At 51.1% G+C, this 23,274-nt stretch carries 19 protein-coding genes and 2 pseudogenes; 1 reads left to right on the top strand and 20 read right to left on the bottom strand.

Annotation, left to right across the window (positions count from 1 at the left end):
- Positions 1–101 precede the first annotated feature (101 nt).
- From G614_RS0119765 to G614_RS0119720, 10 genes are all read right to left on the bottom strand, one after another.
- On the bottom strand, positions 102–1,535 hold the full coding sequence (locus tag G614_RS0119765; protein ID WP_027643338.1) for a hypothetical protein: 1,434 nt from the start codon (positions 1,533–1,535) through the stop codon (positions 102–104).
- A gap of 50 nt (positions 1,536–1,585) precedes the next feature.
- On the bottom strand, positions 1,586–3,448 hold the full coding sequence (locus G614_RS0119760) for a hypothetical protein (RefSeq protein WP_027643337.1): 1,863 nt from the start codon (positions 3,446–3,448) through the stop codon (positions 1,586–1,588).
- 22 nt (positions 3,449–3,470) lie between these two features.
- Positions 3,471–5,855 (bottom strand): hypothetical protein, encoded by a 2,385-nt coding sequence (locus tag G614_RS0119755; RefSeq protein WP_027643336.1) that lies wholly within the window; start codon positions 5,853–5,855, stop codon positions 3,471–3,473.
- A 67-nt stretch (positions 5,856–5,922) separates the two neighbouring features.
- The gene (locus G614_RS0119750; protein WP_027643335.1) at positions 5,923–6,708 is read right to left on the bottom strand and encodes a glycosyltransferase family A protein; all 786 of its coding nucleotides are present in this window, start codon (positions 6,706–6,708) and stop codon (positions 5,923–5,925) included.
- On the bottom strand, positions 6,698–7,339 hold the full coding sequence (locus G614_RS0119745; protein ID WP_027643334.1) for a D-sedoheptulose-7-phosphate isomerase: 642 nt from the start codon (positions 7,337–7,339) through the stop codon (positions 6,698–6,700). The genes G614_RS0119750 and G614_RS0119745 overlap by 11 nt, the downstream gene beginning before the upstream one ends.
- Before the next feature lie 2 nt (positions 7,340–7,341).
- Positions 7,342–7,923 carry a D-glycero-alpha-D-manno-heptose-1,7-bisphosphate 7-phosphatase gene (locus tag G614_RS0119740; protein ID WP_027643333.1) on the bottom strand — a complete coding sequence of 194 codons (582 nt, stop codon included), beginning with the start codon at positions 7,921–7,923 and terminating at the stop codon, positions 7,342–7,344.
- Between the two features lie 57 nt (positions 7,924–7,980).
- Positions 7,981–9,051 (bottom strand): GHMP kinase, encoded by a 1,071-nt coding sequence (locus G614_RS0119735; RefSeq protein ID WP_027643332.1) that lies wholly within the window; start codon positions 9,049–9,051, stop codon positions 7,981–7,983.
- Positions 9,052–9,139: 88 nt separating this feature from the next.
- Positions 9,140–9,847, bottom strand: coding sequence for a nucleotidyltransferase family protein (locus tag G614_RS0119730; RefSeq protein WP_027643331.1), 708 nt, complete (start codon positions 9,845–9,847; stop codon positions 9,140–9,142).
- Between the two features lie 332 nt (positions 9,848–10,179).
- Positions 10,180–14,127 (bottom strand): glycosyltransferase, encoded by a 3,948-nt coding sequence (locus tag G614_RS0119725; RefSeq protein ID WP_027643330.1) that lies wholly within the window; start codon positions 14,125–14,127, stop codon positions 10,180–10,182.
- 6 nt (positions 14,128–14,133) lie between these two features.
- On the bottom strand, positions 14,134–15,672 hold the full coding sequence (locus G614_RS0119720; RefSeq protein WP_027643329.1) for an ABC transporter ATP-binding protein: 1,539 nt from the start codon (positions 15,670–15,672) through the stop codon (positions 14,134–14,136).
- 478 nt (positions 15,673–16,150) lie between these two features.
- On the opposite strand from G614_RS0119720, the gene trxA reads away from it, so the two are divergent.
- Positions 16,151–16,483 (top strand): thioredoxin, encoded by a 333-nt coding sequence (gene trxA / locus G614_RS0119715; protein ID WP_270269637.1) that lies wholly within the window; start codon positions 16,151–16,153, stop codon positions 16,481–16,483.
- 67 nt (positions 16,484–16,550) lie between these two features.
- Here the strand turns inward: trxA and G614_RS32990 are convergent, their stop codons facing one another.
- The 10 genes and pseudogenes from G614_RS32990 to tnpA all read right to left on the bottom strand — a co-directional run.
- Complete coding sequence (locus G614_RS32990) at positions 16,551–16,736, bottom strand: hypothetical protein (protein WP_242827408.1); 186 nt, start codon at positions 16,734–16,736, stop codon at positions 16,551–16,553.
- 68 nt (positions 16,737–16,804) lie between these two features.
- Entirely contained in the window at positions 16,805–17,329 is a 525-nt protein-coding gene (locus G614_RS0119705; RefSeq protein WP_242828147.1) for a TIM barrel protein, read from the bottom strand.
- Positions 17,330–17,641: 312 nt separating this feature from the next.
- A complete protein-coding gene (locus G614_RS0119700) occupies positions 17,642–18,229 on the bottom strand; it encodes a hypothetical protein (protein ID WP_027643328.1) in 588 nt (195 codons plus the stop codon).
- Positions 18,230–18,291: 62 nt separating this feature from the next.
- Positions 18,292–19,434: a mandelate racemase/muconate lactonizing enzyme family protein gene (locus tag G614_RS0119695; RefSeq protein WP_027643327.1), complete on the bottom strand. Its 1,143-nt coding sequence runs from the start codon at positions 19,432–19,434 to the stop codon at positions 18,292–18,294.
- Between the two features lie 22 nt (positions 19,435–19,456).
- On the bottom strand, positions 19,457–20,731 hold the full coding sequence (locus G614_RS0119690; protein WP_002585786.1) for an SLC13 family permease: 1,275 nt from the start codon (positions 20,729–20,731) through the stop codon (positions 19,457–19,459).
- A 200-nt stretch (positions 20,732–20,931) separates the two neighbouring features.
- The gene (locus G614_RS0119685) at positions 20,932–21,840 is read right to left on the bottom strand and encodes a LysR family transcriptional regulator (RefSeq protein WP_027643326.1); all 909 of its coding nucleotides are present in this window, start codon (positions 21,838–21,840) and stop codon (positions 20,932–20,934) included.
- A gap of 29 nt (positions 21,841–21,869) precedes the next feature.
- Positions 21,870–22,496 (bottom strand): annotated as a pseudogene (locus G614_RS28155) (NAD(P)-dependent oxidoreductase); the annotation flags it as partial.
- Positions 22,460–22,624, bottom strand: a complete 165-nt coding sequence (locus tag G614_RS0119675) for a histidine kinase (protein WP_242828148.1) — start codon at positions 22,622–22,624, stop codon at positions 22,460–22,462. The pseudogene G614_RS28155 and the gene G614_RS0119675, both read right to left, overlap by 37 nt.
- A gap of 28 nt (positions 22,625–22,652) precedes the next feature.
- Positions 22,653–22,823: pseudogene (locus tag G614_RS34625) on the bottom strand (5-dehydro-2-deoxygluconokinase); the annotation flags it as partial.
- A 166-nt stretch (positions 22,824–22,989) separates the two neighbouring features.
- Positions 22,990–23,274: IS200/IS605 family transposase (gene tnpA / locus G614_RS0119665; RefSeq protein WP_027643324.1), on the bottom strand; the 285-nt coding region annotated here is incomplete at its 5' end.

The following is a 23,274-nucleotide window of genomic DNA, read 5'->3' as shown; positions in this document are numbered from 1 at the left end:
GGCACATTGTATTCCAGCCGCATTCTATTCCACCGCATTCTATGCTGATGAGTTCTATGCTGACGCATTCCATCCTGCCTGTATTCCATCCTGCCCGCAGCCTATTCCCGGAACACATTCAGCTTATTCTCTTCCAGTATCCGGAACGCGCTCTGTATCTTATCCAGTCCTTTGCGGTATTCAAACTCTGTCTCCAGTTCTTCTCCCCTGTCCTGCAGTTCTTCCCGGCTCATTCCGGGAACCTCCAGGGCTAGCCGGACCTTTCTCTCAAAGCTTTCCTCCCTGCTGGGCGCTTTCTGGATCTCACGATAAGTAGTATAACCATTTCCCATGAGGATTGCAAGGCAGAATAGAGCCATGAACCACCGGTATCCTCTGTTTGTCCTCTCCCTCAGCTGCCGCACCAGGGCAAAGGTAAGTATAATTCCCAGTATTCCCACCTGGAACTGCAGGGCATAGCGGGAACTAAGGGCATAGTTTTCCTTCTCAAATATATACCTGGAAATGAAAATGATTACATGGTTCATCCCGCCTCCTGCCAGAAGCATCAGGGGCATAATGGTCCTCTCATACAGGCGGAGCCGGAAATTAAGCCACAAGGCCAGCAGATAGCCGAAGACCACAAACAGGCCCAGAACATAACACATCCTGTTGCTGAGAAGGCCGTTTACCATGAAACGTTCCAGTTCCTCCCCTCCCACCAGGACTCCCGCAAAGGACTTTAACAGAAAACGGACCGGGAATGTGGGATTTTCAACCAGTATGATGCCCAGGGAACGTCCCGTGGCTCCCGCGTGTTCCTCCACTGCCATGGAATTGCTCAGCATGTACAGAAAAAGGGGAAGCAGGGCGCAGGCCATATAAGCCAGATACCGCGTATCCCAGGAACCCTGCCCCTTTTTACCCGGGCGGCCCTTACTCTTCCTCCGGTCCATCACCATGCAGAATCCATAGGAAAGCAGCAGCGTGGCGGCGTACACCGCACAATATGGGCCGGCAGTACCCAGTATAATAAGCCACGGCAGTACCAGCAGCTTTAACCGGTCGCGCTTTTTCTCCTCCCCTGCCCACACCCGGTCCAGGACCAGCTCATGGTAGTAGAAGCAGGCAAAGGCAAAGAAATGGGACCACCCGCTTCCATTGGTAAGCATTTCCCATTTATTCAGGCTGAACATCACTGCCATCAGCAGCGCAAACCAGAGGCATCCGATCTTCCTGCTCCTGCAATAGGCGGCAAATACCCAGCCGGCCAGCCCCAGGCTCACCACTCCCAGAACACGTTCCAGGGTTATGGAAAAACCGAAGAACTCCACATTGACAATCCGGCAGAGATAATTGATTGGGATGCGTGTCAGAACATCCGGAACAAAAAACTTTTCCGGATTCCATACATCCGGCAGGTAGCTGTTCACCAGCCGGATGTAGTCTGAGTACACCACGTCGCAGGTGGCGCTCCTCACGTACCAAAGACAGAATAAGATGCCTGCAAGCGGAAGAAGCCAATATATGATTTTCCTGTTTCGTTCTGCGTTCATGGTTATCCTGCTCCTTTCTCATTCCTTATGTCTTTCCCGGAAAACGGTTCTTACCTGACCGTCAGATGCACAATCGCTGCCAGCCGGTCCTCTCCCCTCTGTTCCTGGGCGTTCTGCATAAAGAAATTATACTCAAAGGTCAGGTGCACCATCTGCCATGGCTCGGCCTGAATCGTTGTATCTACAACATTGGACCGTACCGGCAGATAACGTGGTTCCTCCTTATCCTCTGTAATCCTGACTGCCTCCCCGCCGCTCATAATTCCCGGATATACCACCTCCAGGTCAATCACGCCTGTCTCACCGGCCATGACAGTCAGGCTGGCATGTTCATCCATCCAGCCGTCGCTGTAGTAGCCATAATCCACCTGGAGCTTCATTTCCCTTACAATTTCCGTGATATCCTGGAAACCTTCATGGTCCGGGTCTTCCCGCAGAACCAGCATCCTGTCATCCACCAGACCGATATCCCGGATATCTTCTATGAACTCCACCCTGGTGCCTTCTGCTGTCCGGTCCCTGTCAAATACCTTGAAGAAGGTTCTGGCCGTGAAATCGCTCATCTCATAGCTGTCGCCTATGATGTAAATGGTCTTGCCGAATATATCGTCTCCATATCTTCCATAGGTCTCCTCAGCCAGTGAATTATACCGCAGCTGATTGGGCCAGAAATACAGCTTGGGATAGTCCGCCCGGTAATACAGCTCCGCCGGGAGCATGAATACCACATAGCAGGCAAAGGCGGCTCCCCAGGGCCAAAGCCGTTTCAGGTACAGCTCCGGCTTCACCCCCTCTGTCAGTTCACCATACATATAAGCCAGAAATAAAAGGGCGGATACCAGGGATACATACACCCAGCGCATCTCCACCCGTATGGTAACGCTGGAGGACGCAATACACAGCCCGGTAAACAGAATGAACAGAGTGCTGTTCTTCAGCATCTGAACACGGTAATCCTTCCTCTTCTCCCTTACCAGCTTCACCACGTATGCCAGAACGATGACCGCAATGGCCGCATCTGCCAGGAGCACCAGCACCTTTATGGCCAGAGGACTCTGCCCCCATGGGCATCCATTGAGATGTTCCGGCCCTGCATTGATGCCGAACACATAGGCAATCTGGCTCAGCGCGTATTTGAAGGTGTCCGCCAGGCTGAAGGTATCTGCCACCTGGGTTCCCCCTGTGCCTGCCGGCAGAATACTCCCTATAGTAAAGGCGCGTATGATTTGGACCAGAAGGAAGGATAACAGGGCGGCTCCCCATTCCCACAGCTTTCTGCTCTTCTTAAACAGCAGAACCAGAAGAAGCAGAGGAAACAGGGCCATATAGCGTTCATGTACAAAGCATACCCCAAAGTAGAGCACACAGGAAAGGCAGAAGTATACCTGGCTGTTCTTCTCATTGAGATACCGGAACAAATACCAGAGAATCATAACAGCCATCCACAGTGCCATGGTCTCCATAAGCCCCAGCACCTGTCCAATCTGGTAATATGCCATGCGGCTGATTAAGAACATGGAGCCGCATAAGAAACCGATTCCCTTTGCCCTGGACAGCCTGCGGCCGATGAAATATATGCTCCAGGACACGGCTGCATTCAGCAGGATGTTAAAGGGCACGAACCATCCCACATGGTTCCTGACCACTGCCATCTCCAGCCAGGCGGCCAGATAATACAGAAAGCGGAACCGGGTGCTGCCCACCGGAAACACATACTGAAGGAAACTCTGCTCACCGTAACAGGACCAGAAGTACAGGTCGTCCATGTATAAGCCCTTTATTTCGATTCCTCTGTTGACCCACACTGCCACGGCAAGCAGAATACCCATGAATATTACATGGTCCTTCCACTCATATTGCTTTTCCATCCTGGAGAACCCAATCCTGGTTCTCGTGCTCTCTTTTGCCTCCAATGCAAGCGCCTCCTTCTGGCTGTCAATTAAGTTCCGTCATGCTGTAGTTTTCCCTGAACTCCTCCAGGGCCTGCTCGGAATCATCCGGCGGTCCGGCGTCAAGAGTAACCCTGGCCGTCATATTGCCCCATTCATAGTGTATATCAGAAAGGCTTCCCTCCGCAATCATATCCTCAATCATCTGCAGGGCCCTGTCCTGTCCTGCCAGGTATCCGGCTTCCACGAAGAAATACTCCGTACCGGCATATCTTAGAAACTCCTCAAAGTATGCCAGCCGCTTTACCAGGTACACATTTCCTCCGCTTCCGGTCACATCGTAGTAACTCTGGACGCTGCAGGGCAAATCAAGGACCCTGGGATGCTTTCCAAATGCCAGGACACGGCTCCTGGGTGTAAACATACAGGAAAGGGTAAGATTGCCCTCCTTGGCCCTCCTGTCAAGCATTTCCCTGCGATGGTCGTAATAGCCCATATGACGCAGGCTCACAGGCGTAAAGCCCGGCACTCCGGCCCAGCCCGTGGTACAGGTCACCGCTGTATTCACAACAAAAAATAAAACCAGCACCAGCGATACGGACCGCCTGACCGCGGGTCCCCAGTTCTGCCTGCATCCCATTCTCAGCGCGCTGATAACCAGAACGGCATAAAACAGGATGAAATAATTCCCGTCCACCTGATACAGCGTGTAAATACTCGCCAGGGAACCAAGGGCCAGAACCGGAATCAGAATACAGTCAAAGACATTCAGGAAATATTGGGGGCCGTAGGTTAGGTCCGCTCCGTCTGCCCATCCCCCTTCGCCACGTCTCCTCCTCCCCGCCTTCCATGAAACGGCAAGCCAGATGACAAGAAAAACCGTCACAATTCCGGTTCCCCATGCAATGATTACATGGGCCATATCCTCTGATACAGGAGCAAACAGGATTCCCTGCACCCGTGACCACAGCCGCGATATTTTTTCTCCCGCAGTCAGGGCGGATGGATCTCCAATCACATGGCTAAAGGTATAGGGATATTTCACCCTGCATCCTGCCTTCTCGAAAAATCCGGCAAATATGGATGTAACAGGCACGCCGGTGAGAAGCCATGTGCGGTACCACAATCCGGCTACGGCTGCCCCCGGTATCAGAAGGAGCCGCCAGCCTCTCCTGCCGCCAACGCTTAAACGGCGGGTAAGAAACAGACACACAAGGGCCACTCCGCCCAGAGCCGTTGAAAACACCAGGGCCGTGGGCTTATACACCAGAGTCAGCAGGTAGGTGCTGACAGCCATGAGAAGCCAGGGTATATTTTCGGCCGGACCGGATTTCTTCCCCTGTCTCCCATCACAAAGTGCGAAGCAGATAAAGTCATATATGATGAGCTGGTGCAGCAGCGTAATGCTATCGCTTTTTGCCGTGGCAGCCATATTCATGATTCCCGGAATGGCGGCAAGTATGGCAGCTGCCCATATTCCTTTTACCCGGCCGCAGTATCTTCCCACTATATGGGCTGCCAGAAGAAGAATCCCCATGGTGCACCACAGAGAAAAGGCCAGGACAAATCCATAGGTAGGGGTCCCGCTCAGAGGGAGCACCAGGACTTCCAGGCCTTTGCTGTAGGTATATACCAAGTTAATCATGCCCAGATTCTCGTAAATTCCCTTTCCGTTATCCAGAACATAGGCGGAGCGCAGGCCATAGTGGAGTGAATCGTAGTCCAGTTCAATGTTCATGCGGCCTGCCTGAATCAGAACCATGGTGATAATAAAGGCAATTAAGGCGGCCTGTGCCATGCTTTGCTTTCTGCCCTCATCCGCTTTTTTCATCACAGCATTCAGCCATGAAGCGGACAAAACCTGCTTATTTCTGCGTCCCCAAAGAATTTCCAGGACCACGGCCATCAGGGCCATGACTGCCGCCAATCCCCTCCACAGCATCAGCCCGCCGTGTCCCGTAAGGGATACAAGGCACACCAGAACCATCCACAGGGCGCTTCCCAGCACAAGGGACATGGATGTCTGCTGCAAAAAGGGTATTGGTGCGGACAGCCGTTTCACTTCTAAGAACAGCCGGAGAAGCTGTCTCCCTGCCAGTATCAGAACCGCCATATACATGCCGGATACCGCCAGGGGCAGGAAAATACGGTGGCACCATGTAAACAGGATGATTCCCGCTGCCAGCCCCAGCGCCCTGACACCCATGCCAGGACCCGGTCCGGACTTATTTCCCCGCCCCCCGGCCAGACAGAACAGGTTCCAGAAAAACACAAGGACCACCTCTGCCATCATAAGAAGGGTCCGTGTATTCCGAAGCACCGGCCCCAATGGGCCCCAGAGCAGCACCCCGAACACCGTTAAGGCCAGGACAGCCATCCCTGCCGCCCCTATGATGATTGCAAGTATCTTATCGTTTTTACCAGTTTCCATGCAACAAATCCTTATCCCTGCATTTCTCATTCTTATTCGTAACAGTTTGGACATCCGATGTGAACTGCTACTCATATTCTCCATAAGCCTTCTTATAAAAGCCCATGATGATGTCCGCCACCGGCTCCGGCCAGAAACGGCAGAACATTTCCCGCTCCTCCTCAAACCGGCGGTTATCCCTGATACATGCCTTTGTGGTGGCATCCTCATGGACCCGGTAATAGAGAAGGGGCCGCTCATCGCAGATAAAACGTCCCGGTTCCTCTGCCAGCCTCACAAGGTTGTCCCAGTCCAGGGCAAAGCTGTACTCTGAACGTACAAACGGTTCACCCAGCATCGCCTTGTGATAGGTGGTAGCGGGACAGCATATGGGATTGCCAAGGACAAAGGCCAGCTTCTTTACCCAGGCCCTGTCGTTCATCTCCGGAAACCGCAGGGGCCCCCTCAGAATCCTCTTAATCCAGAGCATGGCATCCCCGGTTATGAGCTTTCCCTGTTTCACAATCACATAATCCGTGGTAAAAACCGTCATGTCCGGATATCTCTTATGGGCTGCAAAGAGCCTTGCACTGTAATCACGGTGGTACATGTCATCCTGGTGCGCAATGGTAACCATTTCGCCCTCCGCCATGGAATAAGCAAAATTCCAGTCATCCTTTATACCGCTCTCCCCCTGACGCACGTATACCTGCAGGCCGTATTTCCAGGCCAGCCGGTCAATATAGCTGCTGGGAGTGGACGTGCAGATGATAATAGGGGACGGGACGGTCTGTGCCTTAAGAGAGCGGATGCACCGCTCCAGATAAGGCGAGTCCTTATAGGCGCATATGGCAAATACATGCTTATACCTCATAAAAATGTTCCTCCAGCATCAGACACAGGGCATGATAAATGGGAAGGTGCAGCTCCTGGATTTTAAATGTCTCATCAGAAGGCACCACAATGGAGCAGTCGCAGGCTCCCGCCATCTTCCCGCCGTTCTTGCCGGTAAGTCCAATGGTTTTAATGCCGGACGCCTTTGCCACGGTCACGGCATACATCACATTCTCAGCATTGCCCGAGGTGGAAATGCCCATAAATACATCACCCTTTTTTCCATAGCCGTACAGCTGCTGCGCATAAATCATTTCCCCGTTTACATCATTAAGGAACGCGGTGGACAATCCCGCGTGACCGGTAAGGGCAATTGCGGGAAGGCCTCCCTGTAAGCAGGATGCCAGCTCTTCCCCCCGCTTTTCGTCTGCTTCCTTAAGCGCAGCCGCAAATTCGCCGGACACCGGGCGGCGTTTTACAAATCCCTTCATCAGTTCACCCACGATGTGCTCGCTGTCCGCGCAGCTACCGCCATTTCCCGCTATCATTACCTTGCCGCCGCCTGCGTAACAATCCCGCAGTATTTCATACGCGGCCAGCACATCGCCCTTCACTGCCTCCAGAACCGGATACCGGCTGGTCAGTTCCTCCAGATATTCCATCTCTCTCATCCTTAGTCTGCCTTTCCTTTCTCAATAATCCACTGTGCTGCTTTTACAAGGTCCTCCGCATAGTAATCATATACCGGCGTTATCCCTTTCTCCTTCTCCTGGCCGCGTATCCCGCTTCCATAACCGGTTCCCACCAATATGGTGGTGAGGCCGTAGTTATTCCCGGCCTCCACATCCAGCAGCTTATCTCCTATCATAAAGGAATGGGGCTTATCCACTTCAAACCGCTGTCCGGCCGCTTCAAACATGCCGGTCCCCGGCTTGCGGCAGCTGCACTCCTTCTTATATGGGCCGATTCCGTGCTCCGGATGATGGGGACAGTAGTAAAATGCGTCAATGGACGCCCCCTGGCCCTCCAGGATATGGTTCATATAAACATGAAGGTTCTTCACGTCCTCCTCACCATAATACCCTCTGGCCACTCCTGCCTGATTGGTAACCACCACCAGACGGTACCCTGCCTCCCTAAGCATCCGCAGCGCCTCCGGCACTCCCGGAAGGAGCTTAAGATCCGAAGTCCTGTGAAGGTAGTGGACTTCCTCGTTCAGAGTCCCATCCCGGTCCAAAAAAACAACTCGCTCCATTGCATAACCATCCTGTATGTTATATTCCTTGTTTCAATCCACGCCCGGAATTTAACATTAAATGTTAAACCTGTACTCGCCATTAGGCATATGGACCTTCACCTGGTCATACTGCCATCTGGATTCATCCGCCACCCAGCTCTGGGCGCCGCGCAGTTCAAAATTCCAATCCGCCAGCTGTCCGCCTGCCTGCTCCATGCGGGCAGCCACCTTGTGGCGCACATTGTAAGGGCAGTACATAAGAAGGTACCCGCCTCCGCCTGCTCCCAGAAGCTTGCCTCCCAGGGCGCCTGCCTTCAGGGCCTCATCATACAGCTGGTCAATCTGGGGATTTGTTATCTTGCTGCTCATGCGCTTCTTGCTCTGCCAGCCATAGTCCAGAAGCTTGCCGAAGCTGTGGAGATTTCCCTTTAGCAGCTCATCCTTCAGGGCATAGGCCAGGGCCTTCACCTCACACATGGCCTCAAAGGCATCCTTTTTCTCATAGTTTAGCACCTGGTCCTTGATGATATTGGCAGAGACATGGATTTTTCCAGTATAACAGAGAAGGAGATTATACTGGAGCTCGTGTATGATGTCCTTTTTAATGCGCAGAGGATTTACCACCACATTGTTGCGTCCGTGGAATTCAATAAAATTGAATCCTCCAAAGGCAGCCGCATACTGGTCCTGGTATCCTCCCTCAATCTTTAAATCCAGGCGCTCCACCTGATAAGCCAGGTCCGCCAGGGCATAGGCATCCATCATCACACCCTTCCAGCGGGCCATGGCAGTAAGCATGGCCACCATGACGGTGGACGAGGTTCCAAGGCCGGAGCCGGGAGGCGCGTCGCACTGAAGGTACACTTCGCAGCCCTGGTCAATGCCCATGGCATTAAGGGCCGCTGTCACCAAGTCCAGTTTTCCGTCATACACGTAGTTTTCGCTGGTATTATATTTCACTGTCATATCAAAGTCCAGGGAATGAACCACAATCTGGTCGTCCTCCCTGGGCACAATGGAACAGTAGGCATATTTATTGATGGTGCTGCCGATGATGGCCCCTCCCTGCTCCTCGCAGAATGGTGCCACATCCGTACCGCCGCCTCCAAAGCTGACCCTTAAAGGCGCCCTTCCTCTGATTACCATATGTGTCTCCTCTCTCTGTCTTATGTTTATCTTCCGGAATGAATGTAACAGTTCAGACGGCGCATCTTCCTGTAGTAAAAACCGCATGTCAAATGACCACTTTATTCCTTACATCCTCCTGAAACCGGAAATACGCCTCCGGAATACCAATGTCAATAAAATACCCATCATTGACAAAGCCCCCCAGACGCCTTCCCTCTGACAGCCACTTAGGTATCATGTCATTTTCCAGTGACACCTTTCCCTCTGGTATTTCATCCATCAGCCGCTGTTTCATAAGGTAAATGCCTCCGTTGATAGTCCCTTCCCCGGCATCCTCTGTCTTTTCATTAAACCCGGTCAGGAATCCATCCCGGTCCAAAATTGCCTGACCATACCGCGAAACATCAGGCACACTGCGCAGTACCAGAGCCATATCCAGATTCTGGCTGTCCTGCTGTCTCAGGAGCCGGGTATAGTCAATCTGGTAAAATGTATCCGCATTCAGCACATAAAAACGATCCTCTGTAATAAACCTGCCCGCATTCTTTATAGCCCCGGCCGTACCCAGCAGCGTCTCCTCATAAGCATAATCAGCATGAAACCCAAAAGCAGTCCCGTCGCCGAAATGCTCCTCCACCATAGTCCCCTTATATCCCACAGCAAAGACAATATCCGTAATCCCATGGCGGACCAGCTCACGGGTCACATATTCCATAAAAGGCTTCCCTTCAATCAACGCCATTGGCTTGGGCCGGTCGCTCACCACACTGCGAAGCCTGGTCCCCAGACCGCCGGCCAACAAAATAGCCTGCATTCAACATTTCCTCCTATACTATCAGCCTTGAACGTGGTTCAAAAATCAATCCAGCCATCTTCTCTTAGGAATCTCCCAGGTCCTGCCCGGTACTTCATAGGACAAAGTACGCTTAGGCGCAACCTTCTCCCCCGGCGGACATCGTTATACCTTAATTTTGCCAGCACACCAGCGCAGCCAGCGTGCCTGGACAAAAGCAATCCCATTTTAGACGTCGGTGTTTAGGCACGGTCTTTTCGCGCCTTATGCACCGCTACGTCGAAACTGAGCGGGAGCGCGGTTGCGTTGTCCAGGCATGCTGGCTGTGCGGCGCCCCACGCGACCCTAAGGAATCAACGAAAGTCCCCCTCCACCGCCTTCCAGGCCCCTTCCAGACTATAGTGCTTCTTTATATAATCCTGGGTCCTGTGGCATAGCTGGTTTAAACGTTCATTGTCCTGATATAATTCCACGGTCTTTCTGGCAAAAGGCTCCGCCTGGTCCTCTATTTCCAGCACTGTGTCCGCAAAGGGAATTCCCTCTGCCCCTGTGGATGTGGTCACAATGGGCGCTCCGTTGTATATGGCTTCCACTACCTTGCCCTTCACGCCGGCCCCGTATCTCAACGGCACCACCACTATCCTGCACTGGCCGTAGAGCTGCGCCAGCTCCTCCTCGCTTACAAAACCTCTGATGATGATTCCGCTCTCCGGCTCCTCCAGGGCCTTGATTTCATCTGTCACCTTGGAGCCTACCACATAGAATTTCACATCCGGCAGTTCCCTGCGTATAAGCGGGAATATTTCTCTGGCAAACCACAGCACCGCATCCGCATTGGGCGGATGGGCGAACCCCCCTACAAACAGCAGTCCTTCTCTCTTTGCAAAGTCATCCTGTATGTTATCCAGGAAGGTGTCATAGACATACGCCGTAATGGCCTTTGCGGGAATGCTTCCGTCGATGGCGTGTATGGCGTTGATCTCCACATAGGAGGGATAATAGGAAACAGCCGCCTTATGCATCATGGTCAGCTCCACGGATTTCCAGTAATCCGCCTCCCTCTTGATGTTGATATCGCCGGTAAGCTCATATTCCCTTCCCAGACGAAGGAAGTGCAGGTCGTGTCCATAGTAAATCACCTTCATCTTGGTGTAATCTTTTATAAAGTCCACATACTTGGTGGCAATATGGGGACGGTTCAGGTATGCAAATGATATCTCGTCTCCATTTGTCTTTAACCAGTCCCATATGCCTGCTGCGTATGTGTCTCCGTAGAGCACCTCGATTCCCATTTGCAGAAGGGTGGTGGTATAGGGCTCCTCATGAAGGAAATTATCTCCCAGGAACTTCACCACATAACCCTTTTTCAGAAACATCTTCAGGTACTGGTAGGTTGTCTTGGAACCCGCGTCCCTGTCAAAGGTGGGCACATAGTGGTCCACTACCAGAATGATTTTCTTTCCCTGGCTGCGCTCCCTGGCCCTGAATGGATTGGGATTTCCGGTGTTGACACACTGCTTTTTGAATTCCTCGGCCCATTTTTCCTTTAACTTTTCACTGTTCTCCACCTGGTAGCGTTTCAGGCCTGTTCCGTTTACATCCGTACCGTTGGAAACGCCCTCAAAGTGGATCACCTTGGAGAGAGGCTGGTAGACAACCCTGTATCCGGCCTTTCTCACCTCAAAAGCCAGGTCCGAATCCTCGCAGTAAGCCGGGGCAAACCGCTCGTCAAATCCGCCAATCCGCTTCCACAGGGCCGTGCTCAGGAGGATGGCTGCTCCTGATATATAGTCTACATCCTTTACATAATTGTATTCTGCCTTATCCGGATCGTCCAGACGGCCGTAGTTCCAGCCGGAACCGTCACTCCAGATAATGCCTCCTGCTTCCTGAAGGCGTCCGTCCGGGTACACCAGCTTGGATCCAACCATACCAATGGTGGAATCGGACTCAATCAGGTTCACCAGGGAAGAAAGCCAGCCTTCTGTCACCTTGGTGTCATTGTTGAGAAACATGATGTATTTTCCCCTGGCAGCCTTTGCTGCCTGGTTGCAGTTGCGCAGGAAACCCTGGTTTGTCTCATTTCTGCGGATTACAAGTCCATCCGCATACCGGCCCAGCTCTGCCGTTGCATCGGTTGACACGTCGTCGGCAATGATGACCTCGTAGGTGACATCCTTTGTAAACTCCAGGATGGACTGGAGACATGCATAGGTATAGTGGACCTGATTATAACAGGGAATCACGATGGAAACCATTGGTCCGTCCCATGTTCCCGCGCCGCTCCCCGCGTCCATATATCCACCCTTGCCCGGCACCTGGGGAAATACCAGCCTGCCGTATTTAAGATATTCCTCACCAATCTTAAAATCGCCGTCTATCTGGTTGCGTCCCTCTTTGGTAGCGTACAGCCTGCCGTAACGCACCGGGTGCTTCACTGTATTACAACAGTAGTTGAGTACCTTGCGTTTGCGCGTGCCCCTTGGAAATGCCTTGTTGACCTGGGCTCCCAGCCTGCGCCGGGCCTTGAACACAAGGGCTTCATGCCCGTTGAGATAGGTTGCCAGCTTGCCCAGCTCGTCGATTTCATGGCGCAGGTCCTTAATCATTACTTCCAGATTTGCCACATGGTTATTGGTAAGGCGCTGTACCTCCTGCTCTTTGCGAATCTGAAGGTTCTTTTCCTCCACCTCTGCCTGAAGCTGGCTGATACGGTCCTTTGCCTGTGAGAGGGCCTGGTCCGTCTCCTTAAGCTCAGCCAGGGTCGTAATTTTCTGCCGGTAATTCACCAGGTATCCCTGGACAGCGTCACCGTGGACATAGGACTGGAAGGCGTCCTCCATGGATGCGTACACAGATGCCATCTCATTTCCTATGCCAAACTCCTGTAAAAATTCCTCCAGGTCAGTATATGACATCAAGCCCTGGTATTTATAATAGAAATAAGCCAGATTGCGGTACTGTACAAAACGGGCAGGAACCGGGAAATCAAAGACCCACTCGTAATCCAGACAGTATAGCTGCTCATCCCCGTCCGTTTCTGTAATCATCAGATTCTCAAAGAGCCCGTCAATGTTGCTTACTTTATAAGAAAAATCATCAAAATCCGGAACCGGCCCAAAGGTCCGGGTAAACTCCGGCGTCACGGAAAACGGAACAATCTGGTCCTCCGCCACATCATAGAGAAACTGAAGCGCTGCCTTAATGTCCTCCACAGGCGCCCTGCCGTCTCTGATACCCTGGCCCAGACGTTCTGCCAGAGTGATACCTTTCAGGAAACAGAACTCCACCTTACTGCCGTCCCCGGATATCTCCGGCTCCAGGATTCTGACTCTGGGATTGAGTTGCCTTAACTGCCGGCATTTTTTTCTCAGGGAAAGGATGTGGAAGCTTCCCGCACCGTCCAGAGCAGCCTTCTCCACCCGGCGCTCTCCGTTCAGTTCCCGTATGCTGGTACGAATCCGGAATTCCTCTTTTCTGGTACGGTTATACTTCGCGAAAATGGTTTTCTCCTGTCCGCCGCCCTTAGAGGCAATAATCAGGAAGGAATTGGCAAACCGGCCAAAGTCATTTTCCTCAATCAGACGGTCATACACTTCCCCTTCATTGAGGCAGGCATACCGCGGACTTTCATAGGACACAGACGGGCTGGTGATTTCTCCCTTTCCCGGCAGATACCGGTCTGAGTAAAGTGATATGGGCATTCTGTGGTCGGGCACCGGATAATAGAAATCCGCCCGGGTGAGTCCTGCCCCCTGGCAGGCTTCCTCCGCCTGTTTTCTGGTACAGAAGCCTTCCTCATGGTTTCCCCCTGCCAGGTACCTGAGTCCCAATGCATTTTCACACGCAATTACCAGACGGCCTTCCTGTTTCAGAAAGGAGGCGCCGAAGGTAACTGCATCCCGTATTTCCTGCCCTTCCCTGAGTCCGCCGATAACCACAAGGTCAAATGACGGCTCCGGCTGTCCTGCCTGCGTCCCCGTCTTAAAGCCATATGTGATATTGCTGTAAGCCTTGTTGCGCTCCTGATTTACAGCCAGGTTTTCATCCGCTTCGTCCATGACCGTCACATGAGCGCACCTGGAGGCCAGCAGTCCTGTCAGAACGCCATAGCCTGAGCCAATCTGAAGCACTTCCCCGCAGCCCGTATAATCAAGCCACTCCAGTAGATTTTCCCTTATGTCAGACAGCGCGTGGAGCACCTCCGGCCTGGACTGATTGTCCAGGGCCTTCCTGATGCCCTCAGGACCGCTTCCATATTGTCTGAATAAATCTAATATTTCATAACTGATATCCTTCATGGAAAGTTATAATCCTCCGTTCACAGTTGGGCGCGCATTACCGGCCTGGGTATTCCCGGCCTCCACCTTCTCGGCCTTTACCTGGGACTCCATATCATACACCCCAACCGTATTTTTATTGGAAATAACCGTAATATTGGTCACGTTGTACAGGCGGTGGTACACCACATGCTCACCCTGCTCAAATCCGGTACAGCTCATGCTCAGCAGATACTCCCCGCCCTGGAGTGTCATTTTCTGGGTGAATTCCACCACATACTCATCCCCGCGCTTCACAGGCTGGATGTCGGCGCCTTCAAACATGGTGTTGGTGCCAGTAAGCTCCGTACCCTTTTTATCCTTTATAGTATAGGTAAAAATAGGGGACTGTATCTCTGTATTGAAATGAATCCGTTCTTTTATGGTAAACATCTCACCTTTTAACAAAAGGTTGGTGATATTTCCCCTCTCGTCAAAAAGACCCAGGTCCACAATCTCAGCCCGGCCGTCCCCGTATTCTGTACGGTCATAATTAATGGTCAGCTGGTCCTTCATGAGACGGCTTCTCTCTAATCCCATACCGCCGGAAAAATCAGACATCTCCACATCGCCGGATTTTGTTCCTGCTCCTACCTGGCTCCGGGCAGTTTCCTTTCCTTCCGCTCCTGCTCCGGTATGTTGCCCATTACCGGTATATTCCGGAGCATTACCGGTATGTTCCGGACCATTACCGGTATCTTCCTGCCCGCTTCCCCCTGACAAGCTCTCCTTCTGCTGTCTTTCCCGCTCTAATTCCGCCTTTAAGGAGTCCAGCTGTCCGGCCAGAATCTTCTTATACATATCCACCACGCGGCCGGCAGGGCCTTCTGCGATGAATTCTCCCTTGTTCAGCAGCACCACCCGGTCACAGTATTTAATAATGCTTCCCATATCATGGGTCACCATGAGGATGGTGGTCCCCTTCTGGCGGATTTCCTCCATCCTGCGGTAACATTTTGACTGGAAAAACACATCGCCAACGGAAAGAGCCTCGTCTACAATGAGGATTTCCGGGTCTACATTGATGGCCAACGCAAAAGCCAGCCGTACAAACATACCGCTGGAATAAGTCTTTACCGGCTGATACACGAAATCCCCGATTTCCGCAAATTCCAGAATGTCCTGAAGCTTGGCGTCCATCTCCTTTTTCGTGTAGCCCATCATGGTGCCGTTCATATATATATTTTCAATGCCTGTATAATCCATATTGAATCCGGCCCCCAGCTCTAAAAGAGCCGATATCTTGCCGTCCACCTTTACCTCCCCGGTGGTGGGGGTAAGGACCCCGGTAATGATTTTTAATATGGTGGATTTGCCGGAACCGTTGGTGCCGATGATTCCCACCGTCTCCCCCTTCCTTACCCTGAAGGAAAGCTGGTTCAGCGCGTAAAAATCCCGGTGGTAATTCTTATGGGAAATACTCATGGATTCCTTCAGACGGTCAATGGGTTTCTCATATAATCTATATACCTTGGTCACGTCCGCAACGTCTATGGCATATTTATTGTCCTGTTCTTTCACTGACATAGCATTCTCCATCTCTATGCATACTTCTCCACTTTAGGCATAAGTATAGCATAGAATGCAGGATTTTTATACCTTAAACCAAATTTTTCAAAAAAAGTTAAGAATCCCCTTGACATATATAACTGTATATACTATAGTTACAGTATTAACTGTTCAATTTTGGGTTACAGAAAAGGAAGCCCGAGGAACTTCCTGACACAGAAGCAGTCCTTTTGGTCCACTGCCGCACCGGCATCCGCAGCAAGCGTGCTTCAGACCAGCTGGTGGAATTGGGAATACAAACATTTCTATGATTTTGGCAAAATTGTGGACTGGCCCTATGAAACAGTAAAGGAAAATTAATTTATATTAGAGCAGCTTAACATTACAAGCTTATATATAAGATTAAAGAATGAATGTTCGGTGATTTTTATCACATAACACAAGTACAAAATGTGGTATCCTATAATCAATAGAGCAATCACAAAAAAGAGAAAACCTGGAGGTAATAACTATGGAATTGAAACATTTGAACAAGGATGAATTTGAGCAGGCTGTAAACGCTGATGACGAGCTGGTGGTTGTGGATTTCTTTGCAACCTGGTGCGGCCCCTGTAAGATGCTGGGTCCTGTCATAGAACGGGCGGCGGACAAATTTTCAGACGTACATTTTTATAAAGTAGATATTGATGAGGAGATGGACCTGGCAGCCCGCTTCCAGGTAATGAGTGTTCCCACCCTTATCTACTTCAAGCGCGGCGAGGTATTATCCAAATCAATCGGTCTGGTTTCACCATCAGATATTGATAAGGAAATCAGCAAGTTAAAATAATAAGCCACCGCACATTTTTGCATTCCTTTTTGGCAGGCCGGTTCCTCAATTGGATCCGGCCTGTGTTTTATCCCTGTTCCTTTAACTTCCCATTGAGCTTGGCATAAATCCGTTGGCGTATCCACGGCTCGGAGGATGCCCTAAGCGAGTCCTCCAGGCCGAACCAGGCTGCCCCGCTGTTACTTTTTCCGTAGCTTTTCACCGGTTTAGGTCTGTATTCCTTATTCTGCAAATCCTCTTGAATATCCAACAAGTATTCTTCTACTCCGTATTCCTCAATCATCTCAAAGGTAATGCCATCTATTCCAGCACTTCCCTTGTTTACTCGTACTTCTTTCCATGCCCGCCACAAAATATCCAGGCGAAAGATACGGTCATCGAATCCCACATGTGGCAGGCATCCATGCAAACCCCGATTTGATCCTTTTGGACCACCCGGTCCAATATCTCCTTCAGTTCTTCAAACCTTCTCCCCACCTCGCTTCCCTTCCCGGACCTGGTTTCTAACAGCACCGTTGTCTTCATGTCCGGGAACATCACATGGTTCAGCCCCTGGGTGATCTGTTCAATGGCGCTGTCCAGAGGCTGGTCCAGACGGCTGCCCGGATGAAGATTGTACAGGTTTCCCGGCATCAGCTCCATCCGCTGCAGATCCTCCCCCATCATCTGGACGGAAAGTTCCCTCAGATGCCGGCTTGACGAACAGAGATTCAGAGTATACGGAGCATGGGCTATAAACGGCCCAAAACCGTGCTTTTGCAAAATGTCCAGGAATGTCTCGATCTCCCCCGGTTTTAACTCCTTTGCCCTGGGGATTGCGGATAAACAGCTGGAATGTATTGGCACCGATTTGGACCGCGTCCTTTGCCAGAGCAGCGTATCCTTTGGCAACTGAAAGATGGGTTCCGATTGATAATTCTTTCATGTTTCGTTGGCCGGCGTTTCTTTGGTCAATGTTTCATGTCCCTTACAATGTTTTTTGCAAATATTATATTTCTTCATAATGATATTATCTGTCTTAGCAGCTCAATTATGTATGGCTGGAAACAGCACGAGAGCGGTTCTAAAACCGCTCCCACAGATAATCATTTGCCAAGAAAAGAAAAAACATTCCCGGCCAGAAGGAATCCTTACCGGGAATGAATATTTAAACCACTTTTAAATCAGTTGAATCCTATACGCGGTCGTCTGCGGGGGAATACTTGCCGTCATAAAGTTGGCATGGGTGATCCTGACCATCTGGCCGGGACGGAGAGAATGGATACTGATAGGTCTCCCTGCGCGGTCTGTGATCGGCGTGGTGTTGGGAACACTGAATCTGATCTGGCTGTTTATATCACCGCGGTTTCCGGTGTAAATAATGCCATTGCATGCATCCACATCCGCAATACGGTCTGTTATCACAGAAGTCTCCTGGATCCTGCTCCGCACAACAATCATAAACGCATTGGATTGAGGCGGGATACTTCTTGTCATGCGGGAAGAAAAAATGGCATTGATCCACATTCCTGGCTGGATCCGGCACAGACCCACACTCTGTCCAAAAGAATTTATAATAACTGTATTTCTGTTTATATTCAGCTGTAAGGTCTGGATGGAAACCATCTGTCCGGCTTCCGGCATGGAGTAAGAGATCAATATGGTTCCGTTTGAATTGTTGGTACAGGAGCTGTCCTCCACAAATGCATTATCAATACGCAGGGCATTTCCCTGCCGGACGATGGTTCCTCTGGGGTCGTTGTTCATAGCTATCCTTAACTAATATGTTGTTTGATATTATAGTATGAGGATTTTGGGAACCTGTTCCATTATACGTCATACACCCCGCCATCATAGGCAGTTTGTGCGGAAATGCTTCTCTGTCTGGGCGGGAACTTCTCCGTAAGGTTCTCCGCCAGTTCAATTCCGATTCCCGGTGCATCCGGGATCACAATGTATCCATCTTCCTCCCGGAAAGGTTCGGTGGTCATCTCCGCCTCATTTCCCTGGTGATAGAAGGATGGGAACTCCTGGATGGCAAAATTGGGGATGGCCGCGTCCAGCTGCAGGCAGGCCGCAGTGGAAACCGGACCCAATGGATTGTGAGGCACGATTTTGGCATAGTTCGCCTCCGCCATGGCCGCCACCTTTTTGGAGGGAGTCAGGCCGCCCAGGGCGCAGACATCCGGCCGGAGGTATCTGGCAGCCCGCTTCTGGAGAATTGTTTCAAACTCCTGGATATTGATAAAGCGCTCTCCTGTTGCCACCGGAATACTTGTGCCCTTGGCAACATCCGCCATGGCCTCCGGGTTGTCCGGGGGGATCGGGTCCTCCAGAAACAGGGGCCTGTAAACCTCCACCCCTTTTGCAAATGCAATGGCCTCACAGGGATCCATACTGCGGTGGCATTCCAGGATCAGGTCAAAATCCCTCCCCACCGCTTCCCGGCAGGCCCTCACCCGCTCTATGTAACCTTCCACCTTGCTGTTATAAATACTGGATGACCGGTCCGCCTGGGTTCTGGTGATATCACCTGTGATCATCAGACGGGCCGCGTCATATCCCTTCTGTTTTAAGTTCACGCAAAATTCAGCCATCTCCTCCGGCGTATAGCAGAAAACCGCCTCGTAGCTTCTGACTTTATCCCGGCATTTTCCTCCCAGCAGTTCGTAAACCGGCACGCCCAACGCCTTACCCTTGATATCCCAGAACGCAATATCAATGGCGGACAGGGCGCTCATGATCACCGATCCCCTGAAATACATGCTGCGGTACAGATAATTCCAGTGGTGCTCGATCTGAAATGGATTTTTGCCCAGAAGATAGCTCTCAAAACGTCTCAGCACTCCCTCCACTCCGTCTAAAAAGCCCCAGGCCCCGGCCTCGCCCGTACCGTGGATCCCCTCATCCGTGTTGATCCTGATAAATAAATATTTGCTTGCCGGAATGATCTCCAAACCAGTAATCTTCATAATATGGTCACCTCATTCTTCATTAATAAAACGGAAACATGATAGGCAGTGTAAAAATGCAGACAATGGTGATCATAACCGCCAAAGGTGTTCCGCATTTCAGATAATCCTTTAGTGAATACCCGCCCGGCCCCATGATCATGATCTGGCAGGGAGCCGCCATGGGGGTCAGGATAGAGGTAGAGCTGGCAATGAGCACGCCCATCACAGCCGCCCTTGGGTCCACCCCAATCTTTACACAGGCAGCTGCTACCAATGGAATGAAAATAGTCACGGTTGCCAGATTGGACATCACCTGAGTCAGAATGAATGGAATAATGAAGAACACTGCCATGATGACATAGGGGTTAGTGGTATTGCCCAGCAGGGAGATCATCCAGTCCGCCACCACATCCCCGGCCCCTGTTATCTTGATGGCGTCCGAGAGGGCCAGAACACCGGCAAACAGGAACACGGTGGGCTGATGAATAGAACCCAGGGCCTCGCGCTCCGACAGCACACCGCACAGGACCAGGAGGCATGCCCCAATGGAGGCGGTAAGGTACATCTTAATGCCGATCACAGATTCCAACAGCATACAGGCAATGGTGCCCAGGATAAGGATGACAGCCACCTTTTCCTTGGAAGGTGTCAGCTGGCTAACCGTGTCCTTCTTCTGAATGTTATCCGAAAATTGGGAATTATCGATGTCGGGCATGAGACGGTAACCGATAAATACCATGTAGGCCAGTGAAATCAGCAGAATGGGGATCCTGGCAATGGTAAAATCCCAGATTGAAAACGGGGTGGAAGCGCCCGCCTTGATCATAACATCGCTCCAGGTCATATTGCTGGCGCCCTGTCCCAGGAATGTCATGGCGGTAGCTATGTTGGCAATGGCCATGGCGGGAAACAGCATCTTACTGCGGCTGGTGCCGATCTCATTGGCAATCCCCACCAGAAGGGGAATCATGATGGCAGCTGTGGCTGTGGCGCTGGTCAGACAGGCCAGGAATCCAGCCACTAAGGATGAGATCAAAATTAGCATTTTGGGATTATTTTTGTAGCGGACCACCAGTTTTTGGGCCCTGTCCAGCAGACTGGTCTTGGTCAGTGCAGCGCCGATCACAAACATGGCAACAAACATGACCACATTGGTGTTGATGAAACCGCTTAAGGCTTCGGCCGGCTTCATCACACCGGTAAGAATAAGGGCGAGAATGATTCCCGCTGAAATGATGGAAAATGGGATTTTTCCCGATAAAAACGCTATGATAGTACACAGCAATATAATGAGCGTAATCTGTAAAGGTGTCATGGTATCCTCCGTATGGTTAGAGTGTCCCGGATCCTTTTGGTGTCCGGGAGTACTCGTTCTTCAATGACCGCGCCGTCCTTTGATATACTTATCATAATGCAGTCAAATGTAGATGTACAGCTCAATATTTTCAATATTTATCAACTTTAACTCAACATTTTACGTAATAGTTCAGACGGAGGAACTGAACGGTTACTATTTTACCGGATATGCTTTTTGCAGATCCGGTGAAACACATTGATCTCCTCAGTCAGCATGGATTCCTCCAGATGTGCGGTGACCAGATTCCTGGATAAGGGTTTCTCACCCACGGACAGAGGGACAATCTCCTCATGGAACAGATTATTAAATATCATGTGGTCCAGCGTGATCATCAGGGCATGGGTGTACGCCACACAGGCCAGACCGCTGCGGGAGGAGCCAAGCTCATAGGCGATATCCGGCTTCAGCTGGTAATAACCGTACAGATTATCAGCATAGGTACGGTACGGGGAACCGGGCATCAGCATCACATTGGGTTGATCACAGCAGTACGAAAGGTCAATCCAGGGATATCGAAATCCCGGTTTTGGAACAGCCTTCTGTACCACCGGGTGCGTACCGACCGCTGCCATCACCAGCTCACACTGGTGGACAGTCTCATAGCAGAAGCCATGCTCCTGCTTATCGATCACGGCCAGCAGCACGTCCAACTGGCGCCCCTTTACCATCTGGACCAGCTCCCCCACGGTGCGCTCGTGCATCAGGATCCGGATCCCCGGAAATGCCTCCTTAAGCTCCGGCAGGATAAAGCGGAACATGACCTCCGTAAAGGTAGCCTGGACACCGATGCGTATCACACCCCTGCTCATACTGGAAAAACTGCTCATCTGCGTGTCCAGCTCCCGCTGGATCCGCTCGATCTCCCCTATCTTCTGAACATAATACTCCCCTGCCTGGGTCAGCACAAACCGCTTGCCCACACGGTGGAACAGCTTCACCTGAAGCTCAGCCTCCCTGGCCTGGACAAATTTACTTAAGGCAGACGGGGTAATGAACAGGTTCTCCGCTGCTTTCGTGATGCCGCCGCAGCGGGCCACCTCCAAAATGTATTCAATTCCTTTGTCCATGTCTCCACCTGTCCTTTACAGCTACAAGTTTACCAATTATAATATTTGATCAGTGCCTGCGTTCCCAGTTCTTCCATGCCTTCCTGCTCCAATTCCTTATACATGGAAAGGACGTCCTCCAGCACCTTTAACTCCGTATCCGCTGCCCTGGCCTCTTCATCTGCCAGGTTCATATCCTTGATAAAATGCTTGATGAAGAATCCAGGCCGATAGTCGTCCTGCAACGCCCTTGAAGCCACATTGTTCATCTGCACACTGCTGGCGGCTCCTGTGGAAATGGACTTTAGCATTGTGTCCACATCCAGCCCCACATTCTTGGCATAAACCATTGCCTCACATGCCCCTGCCAGGGCTCCCGCAACGGCAATCTGGTTACACATCTTGGTGTGCTGTCCGTTTCCTGCCTTACCTTCATAATCGATATTTTTACCCATGGCCTGAAGGATGCTTAGACAGGCGTCAAAATCTTCCCTGTCACCGCCGGCAAGAATGGTCAATGTTCCATCCTTTGCCCCCTTGTCACCTCCTGTCACCGGAGCGTCCAGGGCGTGAAGACCTGCATTTTTTGCCTCCTCATAAATCCGCACAGCCAGCCTGGGGCTGGTGGTTGTCATATCGATCAAATATGTGCCGGGATCTGCATTGGCAATGATACCGCGCGCAGGATCTCCCCAAGGGCTACGGTCATATCCGCGGCCTCCTCATTTCTTCCCGCCCGTACCATCCAGTGGATACTGTTCAGGGTATTATAGAGGAAATGAGGGTTGATCTGGGCCTGAAGCATTTTATACTTTAAAAGCAGCTGCTTCTCATCGGTACATGAGAATGCTGCTCTCATCATGGCTCAGGATCCCTGTAAAGGTAAGCCCCAGGCTCTCCCCGTTTACACATGGCCTGATATGGGAGGTGTCAATCCCCTCCTCTTCAAAGAAGTTTACCACAAATTCTTCGAAACGGTCACGGGAAAACCTTGCAAAAAACCCGACATCCGCATCTCTGACCTCCTCCGGTGTAAGTTCATTTTCAACGCCAATGGAACCCTGGGTTTCAACTTTGATCGAATCACCTAATTCCTTTGCTGCGTTTTCACTTATTACGGCATAATGAACTACCCCGCAGCAAGCTGCGGGGTATCGAAGGTTGCAACCTCTACATATAATCCCATATGCTATACTGCTTTGTTTTCTCTACGTTTTTATAGATTGTTTTATAATTTTTTTCCTGTCCCTGTTCTTTCACATATCTACTTATGATTTGCTCATTCCCATGTTCACTCACCGTTGCTACGTAATAGCCATCTGTCCAGAATTCTCCTCCCCACAATTTTTTCTTCACTTGTGGACATTTCGCGAACACCTCCCGGGCTATGATGCTCTTCACTATTTGGATGATTTTTTTTGGACTATATGTAGGCACTGACTGGATAAGAAAATG

The organism is [Clostridium] clostridioforme AGR2157 (assembly GCF_000424325.1).
GTDB lineage: Bacteria > Bacillota > Clostridia > Lachnospirales > Lachnospiraceae > Enterocloster > Enterocloster clostridioformis_A.
The sequence above is the reverse complement of the archived record's forward strand: the minus strand, read 5'-3'. Positions and strand labels throughout refer to the sequence as shown.